General features: G+C 35.8%; 12 protein-coding genes. 10 read left to right on the forward strand and 2 right to left on the reverse strand.

Features of this window, described 5'->3' with window-relative positions; all coding sequences use genetic code 11:
* The first annotated feature begins 65 nt into the window (after positions 1-65).
* The gene (locus RBU59_RS24950) at positions 66-971 is read left to right on the forward strand and encodes an acyltransferase domain-containing protein (RefSeq protein WP_308145184.1); all 906 of its coding nucleotides are present in this window, start codon (positions 66-68) and stop codon (positions 969-971) included.
* Between the two features lie 84 nt (positions 972-1,055).
* Here the strand turns inward: RBU59_RS24950 and RBU59_RS24955 are convergent, their stop codons facing one another.
* A complete protein-coding gene (locus RBU59_RS24955) occupies positions 1,056-3,215 on the reverse strand; it encodes a HelD family protein (protein ID WP_308145185.1) in 2,160 nt (719 codons plus the stop codon).
* Between the two features lie 409 nt (positions 3,216-3,624).
* On the opposite strand from RBU59_RS24955, the gene RBU59_RS24960 reads away from it, so the two are divergent.
* Complete coding sequence (locus RBU59_RS24960) at positions 3,625-4,758, forward strand: glycoside hydrolase family 88/105 protein (RefSeq protein ID WP_308145186.1); 1,134 nt, start codon at positions 3,625-3,627, stop codon at positions 4,756-4,758.
* 123 nt (positions 4,759-4,881) lie between these two features.
* On the opposite strand, the gene RBU59_RS24965 is transcribed toward RBU59_RS24960, so the two are convergent.
* On the reverse strand, positions 4,882-5,754 hold the full coding sequence (locus tag RBU59_RS24965) for an AraC family transcriptional regulator (protein ID WP_308145187.1): 873 nt from the start codon (positions 5,752-5,754) through the stop codon (positions 4,882-4,884).
* Positions 5,755-6,160: 406 nt separating this feature from the next.
* Between RBU59_RS24965 and RBU59_RS24970 the strand changes: the two genes are divergently transcribed.
* The 8 genes from RBU59_RS24970 to RBU59_RS25005 all read left to right on the forward strand — a co-directional run bounded on the left by RBU59_RS24970 (position 6,161) and on the right by RBU59_RS25005 (position 15,051).
* Positions 6,161-6,886, forward strand: a complete 726-nt coding sequence (locus RBU59_RS24970) for an SDR family NAD(P)-dependent oxidoreductase (protein ID WP_308145188.1) — start codon at positions 6,161-6,163, stop codon at positions 6,884-6,886.
* 23 nt (positions 6,887-6,909) lie between these two features.
* The gene (locus RBU59_RS24975) at positions 6,910-8,073 is read left to right on the forward strand and encodes a Gfo/Idh/MocA family protein (RefSeq protein WP_308145189.1); all 1,164 of its coding nucleotides are present in this window, start codon (positions 6,910-6,912) and stop codon (positions 8,071-8,073) included.
* A gap of 19 nt (positions 8,074-8,092) precedes the next feature.
* Entirely contained in the window at positions 8,093-8,929 is an 837-nt protein-coding gene (locus RBU59_RS24980; RefSeq protein ID WP_308145190.1) for a sugar phosphate isomerase/epimerase family protein, read from the forward strand.
* Positions 8,930-8,956: 27 nt separating this feature from the next.
* Complete coding sequence (locus RBU59_RS24985; RefSeq protein WP_308145191.1) at positions 8,957-9,421, forward strand: VOC family protein; 465 nt, start codon at positions 8,957-8,959, stop codon at positions 9,419-9,421.
* Between the two features lie 482 nt (positions 9,422-9,903).
* Positions 9,904-10,794, forward strand: a complete 891-nt coding sequence (locus RBU59_RS24990) for an alpha/beta hydrolase (protein ID WP_308145192.1) — start codon at positions 9,904-9,906, stop codon at positions 10,792-10,794.
* A gap of 111 nt (positions 10,795-10,905) precedes the next feature.
* Complete coding sequence (locus RBU59_RS24995; protein WP_308145193.1) at positions 10,906-11,643, forward strand: response regulator transcription factor; 738 nt, start codon at positions 10,906-10,908, stop codon at positions 11,641-11,643.
* Positions 11,644-11,647: 4 nt separating this feature from the next.
* Positions 11,648-13,432, forward strand: a complete 1,785-nt coding sequence (locus tag RBU59_RS25000; protein WP_308145194.1) for a sensor histidine kinase — start codon at positions 11,648-11,650, stop codon at positions 13,430-13,432.
* A 245-nt stretch (positions 13,433-13,677) separates the two neighbouring features.
* A complete protein-coding gene (locus tag RBU59_RS25005) occupies positions 13,678-15,051 on the forward strand; it encodes an ABC transporter substrate-binding protein (protein WP_308145195.1) in 1,374 nt (457 codons plus the stop codon).
* Positions 15,052-15,242 lie beyond the last annotated feature (191 nt).

Below are 15,242 nucleotides of genomic sequence, written 5' to 3' on the forward strand. Positions count from 1 at the left end.
AGGTAATTTCTGAATTTGTTGGCTACGGACCAATTTCTAAAAAGCAGGAGAAGGCAGGTAGGTAAATGGAAAGCAAACTGGATTTTATTGAGTATTTCATGGAGAAGATTGAATTTCCACTTAAAGCGCAGGAGGTCTATACTAATTTATGTAGAAAAATTGAGCATGTTGCGGGACACCGTGAGAAATTTAAAGAACTGGCTGAACGTTTTATGAGTGGGGAAACAGATGGGGTTTATGAAGAACTGGATACTTTGGCGGAAACTATGAATGTTCATAGTTATACGATGTCAATGATGCTGTTGCTTTGGTGTGGGGAAGAATTGCTTGCTAAATATAAAGAGGAAGAAGTATCTGAGAAAATATACTGGGATTCCATGTGTGATCTTAACTATAAACTGTTGGAATGTTATGAGGTTTACGGTATTTGGGGAACATTTGTTAGAACATGGTATCCGGGTTTTTATCAGATGACCAGGTTTGCCCTGGGTCGTTTACAGTATGAATACACAGACTTTAAACTGGATGAGTTTGAGGTGGCAGGCAATATCCTGAAAAAGGGTGATAAAGTTATTAATATGCATATTCCTTCCAGCGGTTCTTTTTCGAAAGATAAGCGAATGGATTCCTATAAAAGAGCTTTTGAATTTTATAAAGATGATTTCGGCGGTAAGCCGATACCTATGGTTTGTCATTCCTGGCTGTTATATCCGGAGCACAGGAAATTTCTGCCTGAACACCTGAATATACGAAGCTTTATGGAGGATTTTACTTATATAGAGGGTGAAACGGAAGATAAATTTGAAAATGACTGGAGAGTATTTGGTAAAGATTGTTTCAAGGCGCCAAATGAGCTGCCGCAAAAAACTTCTTTACAAAAAGCCTATGCAGAGCATTTGATTGCAGGCGGTAAGACAGGAAGTGGTTATGGTATGTTCTTCTTTGACGGAGAGAAAATCTTACAGCCTTAGAATTAGATATAGGTAATTAACTTATTAAATCCCAGATATGGTGTTTTGAGCATTGGCGTTTTGAGCATATCTGGGATTTTTATTTTATAATAACGGACTAATGTCTCCCTTGCAGAACAGATTGAGCCTGTGCAGTGCCCTTGTGCACGCAATGTATAATAATTTTTTATCTTCTTCATTATTATAATTGGCGGTATCGGTGTCACATATTAAAACAGCATCAAACTCAAGCCCTTTTGACATATATACAGGTATAATAAAAATACCTTGTAGATCTGCAGTACTCTCATTTCTAATGATTTGAATATCCAGGCTGTTTATTAGGCACTCATATAAATGCAGAGCATTTTTTTCGGTTTTACAGATCAGTCCGATGGATTGATATTCTTTCTGCTGACAGAACTTTACTTCTGCAACAATCATGTCATTTAGTGATGATTGGCTGTCGGCTGCTAAGACTTTTGGCTCCGCTCCTTTTCTATTAAAGCTCTTTATTTCTATGTCTTGCTTAATGAATTTGGAACTATAAAGCAAGATTTCATTGGTACAGCGAAAACTTTTATCCATTGTAACAAGAGATGATTTTTTCTTATTTAATATATTTTCAATATGACCATATAAGGAAAGATCTTCACTTTTTTCAAGAGTTTGGTTTATATCTCCCAAAATCGTAAATTTGGAATTTGCAAACAATAAATTAAAGATTTCATAATGGAGGGGATAATAATCTTGTGCTTCATCGATTACCACTTGTTTTATATTTTTATATTCGTTGGTTCCATTAATTTTTAATTGTAAATAAGCGAGAACAGCTGCATCATCATAGTATAAAAGACTGGTACTTAAGTTTTCCGCTGAAAATATTAAAATATCTTCTATGCAGTCCGGAAGCTTAAAACCCTCCGATAGACTATAAAAATATTCTTTATTACAAATTAACTTCCTATACAGATTTAATATATTCAGTTCGGTAAATTTTTGTATTTGTTTTTTTATGATAAATTCATCTGATTTCTTTATACGTATATTTGACGCATATATTAATTCTAATATAAAATCTTCTAACTGCTTTAATTTCACCCCTAAAAGAACTTCTTTTCTGCCTAATATTTTCTCCTTTAGTAGTTCTTTACTGACAATAAACTGATCATTATAATACACATCCTCAAACTCTATCCATCTATGTGGTAAATCCCCAATAAATTTATTTAAGATTTCTAAAAACTGGTGCGAGGTTTTAAATTCTATGCTGCTTTTTATAATATCATGGTATCCGGAATTTAGGATTAAGTTCTCTAAAAATAGATTTCTTGACTGTATCGGGTCAATCTGCAACAGGTTAGTAAGCATTTCTTCAAATACTACTGAAACAACATGCTCTTCTCCGAGTTCAGGTAATACATTAGAGATGTATTGCTCAAATAGTGTATTGGGCGAAATAATAAGGATATTAATAGAGGAAAGCTTGGAGGACAGGCCCTGATACATAAGATATGCAGCTCTATGAAGGGCTATAGAAGTTTTGCCGCTGCCGGCCACTCCCTGCACCATCATTAAGTCATTTTCCATATCTCTAATAACAATATCCTGATCTTTTTGTATGGTTTCAACAATCGTTTTCATCTTAGAGGAAGTGTTCTGGGATAATAGTTTTCTTAAAAATTCATCTACGATTTGAACGTCAGCATCAAAAAAATATTCCAAAATTCCATTGTTAATTTCATACTGACGCTTTAAATTAATTTCACCGGTTATTCTTCCGCCAGGTGCATCATAAAATGCGTTCCCCAATACAAAACGGTAGAAGACACTTGCTATTGGCGACCTCCAGTCATAAACATACATATCGTAGGAATTGTCTTTCCTTAAAGAAGAACGTCCGATATATATTTTTTCAAATGTATTTTCACCGTGGAATTTAAAATCAATTCTGGCGAAATAAGGTGATTTGATTAAATTTTCCAAAAGTGCAATTTTGTTTTCCAGCTCTTCATAGTCTATAATCTTATCTGTAATAGGATTCGCATACTGACTTAATTCTGCCAGGGCTTCAAAACCATCTGAAGTCCAAAGGGCTGAAATTAAGTGAGATGTATTTTCACGCAACTCTTTTTTAGCAGTAATGATAGCAGATTTATTCTTCTCGTTTTTCTGCTTGGCCTGATTCAGCTGTTTTTTTGCTAAGGATATTGTGCTTTCTAATCGTTCCTTTTCAAATGTTAAATCCTTTTGAATATTTTCCATTATGGAAATCACCCCTTACATAGAATCGGCAGGAAAATTACTTCCAAAACCGTCATCAATAACTCTAGCATAACTATCCTCAGAAAAACAGTCTTGTTGTTATTGATTAGATTTGATATAATAATAGTGGAAGGAAAGGTGATCGCTGTATAACCGTGATCACCTTTCCTTTTTATCTGAGTCTGCGGTGGAGTCTTTGCCCAGTGGGCAACTGACGATCGTATCCCAAATAGATTTAAATAATAAATCTGTCGTTTTTTTAAACATATCCCAAAGTTTTTTTTATTATATTATAGTATTATTTACTATATTCTTGTTAGTAAGTAAAGCACTTAATCCTAATCCGGAAAATTATCCCGGTATGGTATTTGAAACAGAATACCTGGGGCAGATTTCTGGACAACATTAGATGAAAGGAATAATAAATAAAATGACAAATGAAATATTATTAGATAAGATTAATCTCATAGTTGAAAAATTAATGAATCTGGGCGGCGCTGATTACGACAGTGATAAATCAACTTCGGAAAATGCGAGAAAATCCGGATTAATTGCAAGAGATTTTGGTATCGAAGAATGGGATTGGCCGCAAGGAGTTGGATTGTATGGACTTAATAAATTACAGCTTTTTCTGAAGCAGGATAAGTATACGGAGTTCTTTAAAAACTGGTTTAAAACGAATATGGATAAGGGGCTTCCGTCAGCGAATATCAATACAACAGCTCCGCTTCTAACATTAGTTGATCTATTGGACAAATTTCAAAATACAGAATATGAACCCCTTTGTATGAGAAGGGCAGAATGGTTAATGAATGAACTCCCCAAAACAAAAGAGTCCGGTTTTGAACATACTACCAGTGCTATCGGCAACCGGGATGCTTTTGCACGGCACGAAGAACAGCTATGGATTGATACGCTGTTTATGGCAGTATTGTTTTTAAATAAAATGGGACATAAATATAATCGGAAAGATTGGATTGAAGAATCTATCCATCAGGTTCTATTACATATTAAATATCTATACGATAAAAAAACAGGGTTATTTTATCATGGTTGGACCTTTAAAGAAAATAATAATTTCGGTGAGGTGTTCTGGTGCAGGGGAAATTCATGGTTTACTTTTGGTTTAGTTGACTTTATCGAAGCTTTTCACGGACAAATGGAGAGCGGCTTAAAGAGATATCTGGAAGATACCTGGAAAGCACAGGTTATCAGATTAATTGATTTGCAATCTGACAGCGGTCTCTGGCATACGGTTCTGGATGACGAAAGCAGCTATGAGGAAGTCTCAGGTTCAGCAGCTATTGTAACCGGTATTTTAAAGGGAATAAGGCTGGGAATCCTTGATGATGCCTATAAAATAAAAGCGGATAAGGCAATTGAAGCAATATGTAATAACATAGCAATTGACGGAACGGTATTAAATGTATCCGCCGGAACCGGAATAGGAATGGATAAAGAACATTACAAAAATATAATGATCGCACCTATGGCGTATGGACAATCTTTGGCTTTGGTGGCACTTTGTGAAGCATTAAATTAATTTTAAACTGATATAATAAATACAATGGAACCAGTAGAATACTAAGGATACATTTTTAGTACTGCTGGTTCCTTTTTTCATGTCCCAAAAGCAAAAAATATAGTTGTGACTTAACAAAAACCATTACCCCGGGTTCTCATTGGGGATATAAAGTTTCTTAAATTCCGTTGGAGTGCATTTTTTAGCTTCTTTAAAAGCCCGGTTAAATGTGGACAGACAGTTAAAGCCTGCCTGCATAGATACCTCAGTTATGGAAAGGTTCGGATTGAGTAAGAGAACCTCAGCCTCCGTAATCCGCTTTAAATTCACATAATCGTTTATTGACATATTCGTTAACTGCTTAAACAGCCTTGAAAAATGGAATTTACTGAAGCCTGCCATCTGAGCTATGGATTCCAGCGTAAGATCTTCTGTATAATGATCGTTAATATAAGAAAAAATCTGTGTAAATTTAGCCATGTATTCCTGATGTTTATTTGTTGTAATATCCGGAAAATGGTTGGACATCTTAGTATATTTTCTGGCAATCAGTACATAAATCTGAAGAAGTTTGGAGTACATGATAGCATTTTTAAAATCAGTTCCGGAGATATATTCTTCTCGGATTTCCAACATTAAATATAAAATCTCCTTATGAATATCCGGGTCATTATCTTTTGTTATCAGCTTGATCGTCTGAAAAATGGAGCTGAAGAAATTAAAATCTTTTAAATTATTGATAAGGGAAAAATTAAACTGCAAGATCATATGAGAGCCCTCCATGGGTTTTGGCATCTCGTGAAGTTCTCCGGGTGATATGAATAATATACCGGAAGCACCTAAATGATAAGGCACACCGTTGATATGTACCAGATAATTTCCCTCTAAGGGCAAAATAATCTCTGTTTCTTTATGCCAATGGGAAGGAAATGCTTCCGTATTTTCAGCGAGGGAAACATTAATATAACATCCGTCTTCAAATTCCAGATTTTCAAAAGAAGCATTAGTTAATATCATAATAACCTCCGTCATAAAATCTCAAAAAATGCTATTTGTTGCTTGGAAAAACAGCTTGCAAAATAGGTATAATTAAAATATTGTTGAGAAGTTTGAGAGAAACGGGATGAAAGAGATTCAAAAAGGGGAATGGATTGGCGGACGTTACTCCTATATTGACGCAAAAGAAACTTTAAAACTGACGTTGGAATTATTAGAGATCGATAATTAAGATTCGAGTGTCAAAAGGTCAATTTCGCTATTTTTTACAAGCCTCTTACGTCGGGGAAATCAAGCTGTCTAGCTTGATTTTTAGACAGAGTCTTGACAAAAAATAAGCAGTGTCCTAAATCGTATGGAATATTTAATGGACTCTATTGTTTCGCACTCATCTAATAAAATAACTTAAAAAAGGAGGAGATTATTTATGATCGGATTAGTAACAGGTGCCGGCAGAGGATTGGGTTATGAACTTGTCAAACTTGGACTGGAAAAAGGCAATCAGATGATTGCGTGTTGGCTAGGATATCCGGAAGATAATACGGAACTGTTAAAGCTTAAGGAACAATACAAAGATCAAATGTTGATTTTACAAATGGATGTGACTAAGGAAGAAGAAGTAGTATCGGCAGCGATAGAATTCTCTGAAAGTTTTAACCACTTAGACTTTATTGTCAATAATGCCGGAGTATTATTTGAATCCAAATACGATACCACGGATGTTATTCGTGATATAGATATTAAGATATTCCGAAAAACCCTGGAGGTTAATACTGTCGGACCGGCTATAGTCCTGAAGGAATTTATACCGCTTATATATAAGTCCCATGATCCCTGTATTATTAACATTACTTCCGAGGCCGGTCATTTAGAACCGGGCGGACATAATTACCTTGCGTATTCCGTTTCCAAACATGGAGCCAATATGTACACCCAGAAGATTCGGAACTATCTGGCCCATACCGAAGGAAAAGAACATATCCGTATCTTTATGGTACATCCAGGCCGGATGCAGACAGTTATGGGAGCGGAAAATGCACAGATTGAACCAAATGAGTCCGCGCAGGGAATTTATAAACTGATTGATAAAACCATCAATCCCAAATTAGATATTCCATTTGTAAATTATAAGGGAGAACAAATGCCTTATTAATTAGTATTCCAGGAGGTGGCCAATTGAGGAAAGTTAAAATAGGAATTATTGGTTGCGGGGTAATCAGTAATACATATATCGCAAATATTAAATCCATGTTCCATTGGTTGGAAATAGAAGCATGTGCTGATATATTAGCAGACAGGGCCAAGGAAACTGCGTATAAATATTCCATTCCCATCGGCTGCAGCGTGGAAGAACTGCTACAGAATCAAAAGATTGAGCTGGTAATTAATTTAACCATACCTGCCGTACACACACAGGTAAATCGTCAGATTCTTCTGGCAGGGAAACATGTTTATTGTGAAAAACCATTAGCGCTGACGCTGAAAGAGGCGGAAGAAACTCTTGAGTTAGCAAAAAGCAAGGGGTTATTGGTTGGATGTGCACCGGAGACATTTTTAGGAGCCGGTCTTCAGACCTGCCGTAAAGTGCTGGATGAAGGATGGATTGGAACACCGGTATCAGCCACTGCCAATATGATGTCTTATGGTTACGAGACTTGGCATTCTTCCCCGGAGTATTATTATAAGAAAGGCTCCGGGCCGATGTTAGATATGGGACCCTACTATCTTACTGCTTTAGTGTCATTACTTGGTCCAATCAGTAAGACAGCTTGTTTTCACGGTATCGGAAATAAAACCAGGAAAATTTACACTGATCCATTAAGAGGCAAAGTCATTGAAGTAGACATCCCTACGACCTATGCGGGAATTATGGGATTTGAAAACGGAGTTATTGCCAATATAAATATGACATTTGACAGTTGGATGTCCAGTCTGCCAAAGCTTGAAATCTATGGTACAGAGGGTACTTTGCTGGTACCTGACCCGAATTTGTTCGGGGGTAAGGTGAAAATATTCCGTAAAGAGAAAGTTATGGATTCTTTAAATTTATATGGTGGGAAAGGGCAGCCGTATTCTACGTCCTATGAAGATTTACAGGAAATTCCCCAGGTATTTTCCCAGCCTTATGAATATATAAGAGGGTTTGGTGTTCTGGATATGGCATTTGCGTTAGTTAACGGCAGGAGGCACCGGACCAATGAAGAATTAATCTATCATGTAACGGAAGCTTTATTAAGCTTTGACGAAGCGGCAGAAAGCAATCGTGTTTATAACATGAAATCAACCTGTACCAGACCGAAACCTTTGCCTGCGGGAATTGAATTAGGAGAATTGGATTAGGAGAATTGGAGGCCGTTCTATGAGAATTGGGGGAGGAATAGAGAAACCATATACGAATCCGGATGAATGGATAGCACTGGTGAAAGATTTAAACTACAGTGCAGTTTTGATGCCGGTAAAATATGATGCAACGAAAGAAGAGAAAAAAGATTATTTGGATTATATTAATAAATATAATCTGGTAATCGGTGAAGCAGGAGTATGGAGAAATCCTATTTCCATTGATGAAACAGAAAGAAAAATTGCTTTGGACTATTGTAAAAAGCAATTGACACTTGCAGATGAGCTGGGTGCAAACTGCTGTGTAAATATAGCTGGTGCAAGGGGCGAAAAGTGGGCCGGATTTTATAAAGAAAATTATTGGCCGGAGACATATGCGCTAATTGTTGATACGGTTCGGGATATCATCGACAGTGTGAATCCCAAGAATACTTTTTATACTATTGAACCAATGCCCTGGATGACACCGGATACCCCGGACGCTTATCTGAAGCTTTTAAAAGCTGTTGACCGGAAAGCTTTTGCTGTTCATTTAGACTTTACCAATATGATAAATACACCATATAAATACGTATACCGTACGGAATTTATCAGCGAGTGCTTTGAAAAACTGGGTCCTTATATAAAAAGTATTCATATTAAAGACGTTACAATGAGAGAAGTATATCCCTGCAGTATAGAAGAATGTATGCCAGGTCAGGGAACAGTGGATTATGTAAAGGTTCTTCGTTTAACGGAGGGATTAGGTAAGGAAACCACAGCCTTTGTTGAACACTTAGATACATACGAGGAATATAAAGTAGCTGTTCGGTATGTCAGAGGAATTGCAGATACGGCAGGTGTTACTATTATATAAGAAAAATAGAAAGAGAAGGTATTAGAGATGGAAAAACCAACGATTGAGTTAAAAAATTTAATACAAATAGCATTAGTAGTGAAAGACATCGAAAAAGCAGCAAAAGCCTGGAGTGAAGTGTTCGGAATTGAAATGCCGAAAATCGATCATATATCAGGTCCTGAGGATTGTCAGATTTATTACCGAGGACAAAAGTCCATTACCAGGGCTAAAATTGCATGTATTGATTTAGGCCAGATAACAATAGAATTAACAGAGCCTGACGAGATGGATTCATCCTGGAAAGAATTTCTGGAGCAGCATAACGGCAACGGCGTTCATCATCTTGGTTTTACTGTGGGTTCTGATGAAAATCGTGATAATGTTATAAAGATGCTTGAAGACCGAGGTATTGGTGTTCGTCATTACGGTTATTATCCTGGTGGAAGTTATACATTTGTAGACAGTGAAGAACAGTTAGGAGTTATTCTAAATATTAAACCTCACGCATAAAAACGATTTAACTGAACAAGTAGATTAAGGACCTACGAATATTTGCTGTGTATTTCAAAAACAATTGTAAATTAAATTACCTAAATTATTTGAACATCAAATAATTTTATAGATAAGACTGCTGCAGAATAAAAAAGAATTTTGCAGCAGCCTTTTTATTATCTAAAATTGAGTTCAAGCAGGCTCTACCTTTTTGTTTCAAGTTTTGTAATTGAAAATTTAGGCATAATAACGGATTACAAGGTATTTAAATTATGAAAAGTATTCATTTTTATGCATTTATCTGTTTATCTGTTTTTTAAAAAAATCACTTGTGTTATAATTGTTATAAAAAATAGTATATTATGTCGAAAAAATTCAGCATAGTTTTTGAAAAAGCAAGGAAGCATTTTAGTAATATCAGAATGGTTATAGAAGAAAAAGAGGTTTACTAGCAAACCGTAAGAATTATCTAACTAATAAACGATTGAAAGAGGCGAAGCATGAAATTCATAGAAGAAAAAAGAGTGCATATACCAGCCAAAACAGAATTTATCAAGCGTAAATATTTAAATATCCAGTATGCAAAAGGGGATCAAAGAAGACAGTTAGATATTTATCTGCCTTGTTCCGGTATGGGCCCATATCCGGTTATCATTGATATATATGGCGGTGGCTGGTATTTTGGAAATAAGAGCTCCTATAAATTAGAACCTGCCTTAAATCTTTTAAGAAGAGGTTTTGCAGTTGTAAGTATTAATTATTCTTTAAGCTATCAACAACAGTTTCCCATCCAGGTGGATGAGATTAAGGCAGCAATTCGTTACATTAAAGTTCATGCCAATGAATATGAATTAGATTCTTTTAAGGTTGCTTTAATGGGGGAATCTGCAGGCGCTCACTATGCTGCATTATGTGGAATATCCTCATCCTGCGGACAGATAGAAGACAAAGAAACATGGGGAAATTCAGAGGTAACCAGTGACGTACAAGCGGTTATTGCAGTTTATTGCCCCAGTAATCTTGGTGTTATAAAAGAAGAATTGGATACCCTAGGATTAGAACCTGCTTTTAAGGAGGTTGGAGAAGCCGATTCCATGGAAGGAATTCTTTTCGGAGGCAGAAAACCAGCTGAGGTTCCTGAGTTAGTAAAATTAGCAGACCCTCATACCTATGTGAACAAAAACTGCCCGCCTTTTTTATTCCTCCATGGAGATCAGGACCAGTGTATCCCTATTTTGCAAAGTATGACATTGGCTGCAGCAATTAAACAGGTTGCAGGCCTTACCAGAGCAGAATATCATATTATCCGTGGTGCCAGACATAATTTAGCAGATTTTGAAACGGAGGAAATATATAATCTGGAGGAAAAATTTTTAAGAAAATATTTATAAAAGTAATGATAAAAAGACTAATTAGCTAAGATTATCAGTATTGGTTTAGGCATACGAACATTCAATAGCCAAACCGGTGATTAAATTTATTTTTTAGGAAAGGGTGGAAGTATGTATCATTTAGTCATTGTTGATGATGAGGAAAAAATTTTAGATGGTATATCGGAGTTATTTCCATGGAATAATATTGGATTTGAGGTTGTTGCACGTTTTACCGATGCTAACAGTGCCTTATCCTATGTGGAAGTGAATCCGGTTGATGTTGTGATGACGGATATTTCTATGCCTGTAATGAATGGAATAAGTCTGACAAAAGAATTAAAACGGTTTCCTCATATAAATATAGTGTTATTCAGCAGCTATCAGGATTATGAGTATATGCGTGCCGGAATTCATTATGGTATAAGCGATTACTTGTTAAAACCTATCCGTTATGAAGAACTGGTGGCCTGTTTTGATAAAATCAGAATGAAGTTAGATGAAACAAATAAAGTTATAGAAAATAAGCCGAAAACTTATTATAGCGAGATTATTAAACGAGTGGATAATTATCTTCAAAATAATTATCAGAAAGCCTCCCTGGAGGGAGCGGCTGAGATAGCAGGGCTTAGCCCAAATTATCTGTCGAAAATATATAAAGAAAAATCCGGCAGCGGATTTTTAGAAAAACTAAATAAAATCAGAATGGAAAAGGCAAGTGAACTATTAATGGACCCTAATTATAAAAGTTATGAAATTGCATTTTATGTGGGATATGATAACCCTAAGAATTTTTCAAGGGCATTTAAAACGTATTATAACGTAAGTCCCATGGATTATAGAAATGGTATCAGAAAGGAGAACAGATAAAGGTATGCTTCGCAAATTTTTCATGAAACGTTTCCGTACATTTGCAATTATTATGTTTATACCTTTACTCCTTCTTTTTATTATAATGGGTTTCATGAATATTTACTCCCAGCAGGAGGAACTAAAAAAACAAGGAGTGAATACCCTAAAAAGTATTAATGATAATATTGTTTATGTTGTATATAGTACCATACACCAGCAGGATGTTATGATGGGCAGTGCCCAATATAAACTGGCGTTGCAAAAATTATTAAGACATGACCGATTAGAATTTAAAGATGTAGTATTTATGAATGCAATTGAAAATTTTATACGAAGTTCAGAAAGTTCCTACCCTTACATAAATTCAGTTTACCTATATATTGATGGCAGGAATAATTTTTTGACCTCCTCTTCGGACCAGCTTGCTTCTGTGGATAACTATTATGATAAGGATTGGTTTAATCATTACAAAAGTATTCCAAAAGAAGATAAACAATTTGTTGAGACCAGATGGTTGAAAAGACATAGCTACGAGGAACCCAAAAAAGTCATAACCATATATCAGCGAATGACATATGCAAAAGGAGTAATTGTCGTAAATGTCAATGCTAAGGATTTTGGTATGATGATCGAGAATATGTTATATCATTCAGGCCAAAATTTTTATTATTTAAATAAAAAAGGTGATACTTTATTTGCAAGTAATCCGGGTTCGGCATCCGATGCTGCGATTGAAAATGGTTTTTTCACAAATAGTATTAAGGAATATGAATCTAAGGGGAGATTCAGTAAAAATCAGGAGTGGGTTAAACTAGGAGGTAAATATTTCTTAATTTATATAGAACCTGCTTCTTATTATGAGACTTATTTTGTATCCATGATTTCTTTTGATGTTTTTGCAGATAGACTTTTAGATTTCTTAAAACTGGCTTTTGCAATACTCCTTATTAATTTCCTCATCGTTATGGCTCTTGCCTGGATTACAACCAAAACCGCATTTAAGCATATAACGTATCTGGTAGATGTATTCAGTGCGGCTGAGCGGGGAGAAATAATTGAAAAGCCATTGCTTATCGTAAAAGATGAATACAATCTTATTATGAATAATATCCTATTTCTGTTTATTAAGAATAATCAGATGCAGACCAACCTAATGGAGAAACAACATCAAAATGAGATTACGGAAATCATGGCGTTACAGCTGCAGATTAATCCTCATTTTATTTTTAATACCTTGCAGACAATGGATCTAGAGGTATTAAAGGAAAAAGGCGGACAATCAACTCTACATACCATGATACAGGAATTGTCAAGGATTATTAAATATGCTTTAACCAATCCGACGGAACCTGTAACCTTGCGGGAGGAGCTTGATTATTTAAAGGCATATCTGCAGATTCAGGAGATCCGGTTTAATCATATTCTCATAACCTATTTTGAAATTGATGATGAAATTTTGGAGCATAAAGTCTTTCGGCTTATGTTACAGCCAATGGTCGAAAATAGTGTTAACCACGGTATGAAGTCCACAGATCAGCACTGCTATATTAAAATAAAAGGGTTTATAAGGAACGATGTAATAAATATAGCAGTAATTGATAACGGATGTGGAATGACGAAAGAAGAAATTGCGGAATTATATATTAAAATCAATGATCCTTCTTCCAAGAACATTGGATTAACCAATTTAAACCGCAGGTTATTACTGCATTATGGGGACACGAGCAAACTGCACATTCGAAGTAAAAAGAATCTGGGAACGGGAATTTATTTTAAGATACCGATTCAAAATGCAGAAGTTAAATAAAAGGTATATATAATATCACGAAAAATATAAACAAAATCGAGCCTTTGTTGGTGAAAGTGCTATAAATGAATAGAAAAGATTAAAAATGATACCAAGGGTTTTAGAATGAGTAAAATATGAAGTTTTATATTATCCGCTGTACCTTTTAAAGAATTCCTGCGGATGTTAGAATGATATCACTGAAGCGGTTCACTCATCCGAAAAGGGTAAGCTGCTCATAAAATAATATATTGGAGGGTTTTATTATGAAAAAGAAAAAAATTGTTGCTTTGTTTCTTACTATGGCAATGACTGCATCGCTAGTTGGCTGCAGTGGTTCAAAAAGTACCTCAGGCACCGGTAACACAAGTGAAACAAATACCGCAGCAGATACGGCTGCCACTGCTGACAGTACGGCAAATACCGATGCAGCACAAAATCATGATCCAGTTAGTCTACGTTTCTCCTGGTGGGGTGGAGATGCAAGACATGAAGCTACCTTAGCTGTTATCGATCAATTTGAAAAAGAGTATCCATGGATTTCCATTGAAGCAGAATACGGCGCTCAGGATGGTTATAATGATAAACTTATGACACAGTTTGCGTCCGGTACCGCCCCGGATATTATGCAGTTAGAGACAGGTGCTGCACCTGAATATTATGAACAGGGACAGCTTTTAAATTTATCAGAAACCAGTATTGATTTTTCAAATTTTGATGCAACATTCATAAAAAACAATGGACAATTCGGTTCAGGAAAACAATATGCAGTTCCTACAGGGCAGGCCGGAAGTGCTATTATTGTTAATAAGGATTTGGCAGATAAAATGGGAATTGATTTCACAAAACAATATGAATGGAATCAGTTAATCGAATGGGGTAAACAGATTCAGGAATATGATCCTTCCATGTATCTGATCTCCGGTAACTTAAGTTATATGACAGCATTTATTATGCGTACCTGGTCAAGACAGGCGAACGGTGATGCTATTATCAGTAAAGATAATAAATTAAACATGACTGAGCAGCAGTTTGAAGAATGTTTAACTTTCATAAAAAACTTATATGATAATAAGGCAGCAGCTCCCTTATCCTACATGGCATCTTATGGTACCAGCAACCAGGAGGATCCAAACTGGATTGGCGGAAAATATGTATGCAATATCGGTTATACCTCTTCAGCTGACGTTATGCAGGCTGCTAACCCTAATGCAAACTATATTGCAGGAAATATGCCGGTTATGGCAAATGCAAAAAGTGATGGCTGGGTTAATGACTGCCCTCAATACATAGGTATTTATGCTAAGAGCAAACATACAGAAGAGGCAGCTATGTTTGTTGATTATTTCTTTAACAATGAAGAAGCTATGAAAACATTAGGTACCGTTCGTTCCGTGCCGCCGACGGCAAAAGCTCAGCAGATTACACAGGAAGCAGGAACGCTGAATCCTCTGACTAAGATGTGTGTAGATGTCAGTCTTCAGTATAATGGTGTATCTGATTCAGGTAAGACCACAAGCGCAGAAGTTACAGCAATCCTAGAAGATGCCTTTGAAAGTGTTGCCTACGGTGCTAAAACGCCTGCAGATGAAGCAAAAGAAGTTGTTTCCTTGTTAAATGATTATCTTGCATTACAATAATAACGACTAATCAATAAAATTTAAGTTCGAGGGAAAATGGGTTATTGCAAAGAATTAATTCATGAACTTGCGTATAGATCGTGTTTTGCAGGTAATATGGTTTTGAATTTGCAAGAGCCCATTTTTATTTATGACTTAAGTGCAGAGTTTGCTAATGTAAACTTTTAATTAAAAACAAGAGGTGACACAGA

It is taken from the genome of Anaerocolumna sp. MB42-C2, assembly GCF_030913705.1.
Lineage (GTDB): Bacteria > Bacillota > Clostridia > Lachnospirales > Lachnospiraceae > Anaerocolumna.

What these genes read in the sequence shown, in the direction of transcription:
- RBU59_RS24990 (WP_308145192.1), top strand. Translation starts at nt 9,904, where the DNA reads ATGAAATTCATAGAAGAAAAAAGAGTGCATATACCAGCCAAAACAGAA.
- RBU59_RS24965 (WP_308145187.1), bottom strand. Translation starts at nt 5,754, where the DNA reads ATGATATTAACTAATGCTTCTTTTGAAAATCTGGAATTTGAAGACGGA.
- RBU59_RS24955 (WP_308145185.1), bottom strand. Translation starts at nt 3,215, where the DNA reads ATGGAAAATATTCAAAAGGATTTAACATTTGAAAAGGAACGATTAGAA.
- RBU59_RS24960 (WP_308145186.1), top strand. Translation starts at nt 3,625, where the DNA reads ATGAAAGGAATAATAAATAAAATGACAAATGAAATATTATTAGATAAG.
- RBU59_RS24980 (WP_308145190.1), top strand. Translation starts at nt 8,093, where the DNA reads ATGAGAATTGGGGGAGGAATAGAGAAACCATATACGAATCCGGATGAA.
- RBU59_RS24970 (WP_308145188.1), top strand. Translation starts at nt 6,161, where the DNA reads ATGATCGGATTAGTAACAGGTGCCGGCAGAGGATTGGGTTATGAACTT.
- RBU59_RS24995 (WP_308145193.1), top strand. Translation starts at nt 10,906, where the DNA reads ATGTATCATTTAGTCATTGTTGATGATGAGGAAAAAATTTTAGATGGT.
- RBU59_RS24985 (WP_308145191.1), top strand. Translation starts at nt 8,957, where the DNA reads ATGGAAAAACCAACGATTGAGTTAAAAAATTTAATACAAATAGCATTA.
- RBU59_RS24950 (WP_308145184.1), top strand. Translation starts at nt 66, where the DNA reads ATGGAAAGCAAACTGGATTTTATTGAGTATTTCATGGAGAAGATTGAA.
- RBU59_RS25000 (WP_308145194.1), top strand. Translation starts at nt 11,648, where the DNA reads ATGCTTCGCAAATTTTTCATGAAACGTTTCCGTACATTTGCAATTATT.
- RBU59_RS25005 (WP_308145195.1), top strand. Translation starts at nt 13,678, where the DNA reads ATGAAAAAGAAAAAAATTGTTGCTTTGTTTCTTACTATGGCAATGACT.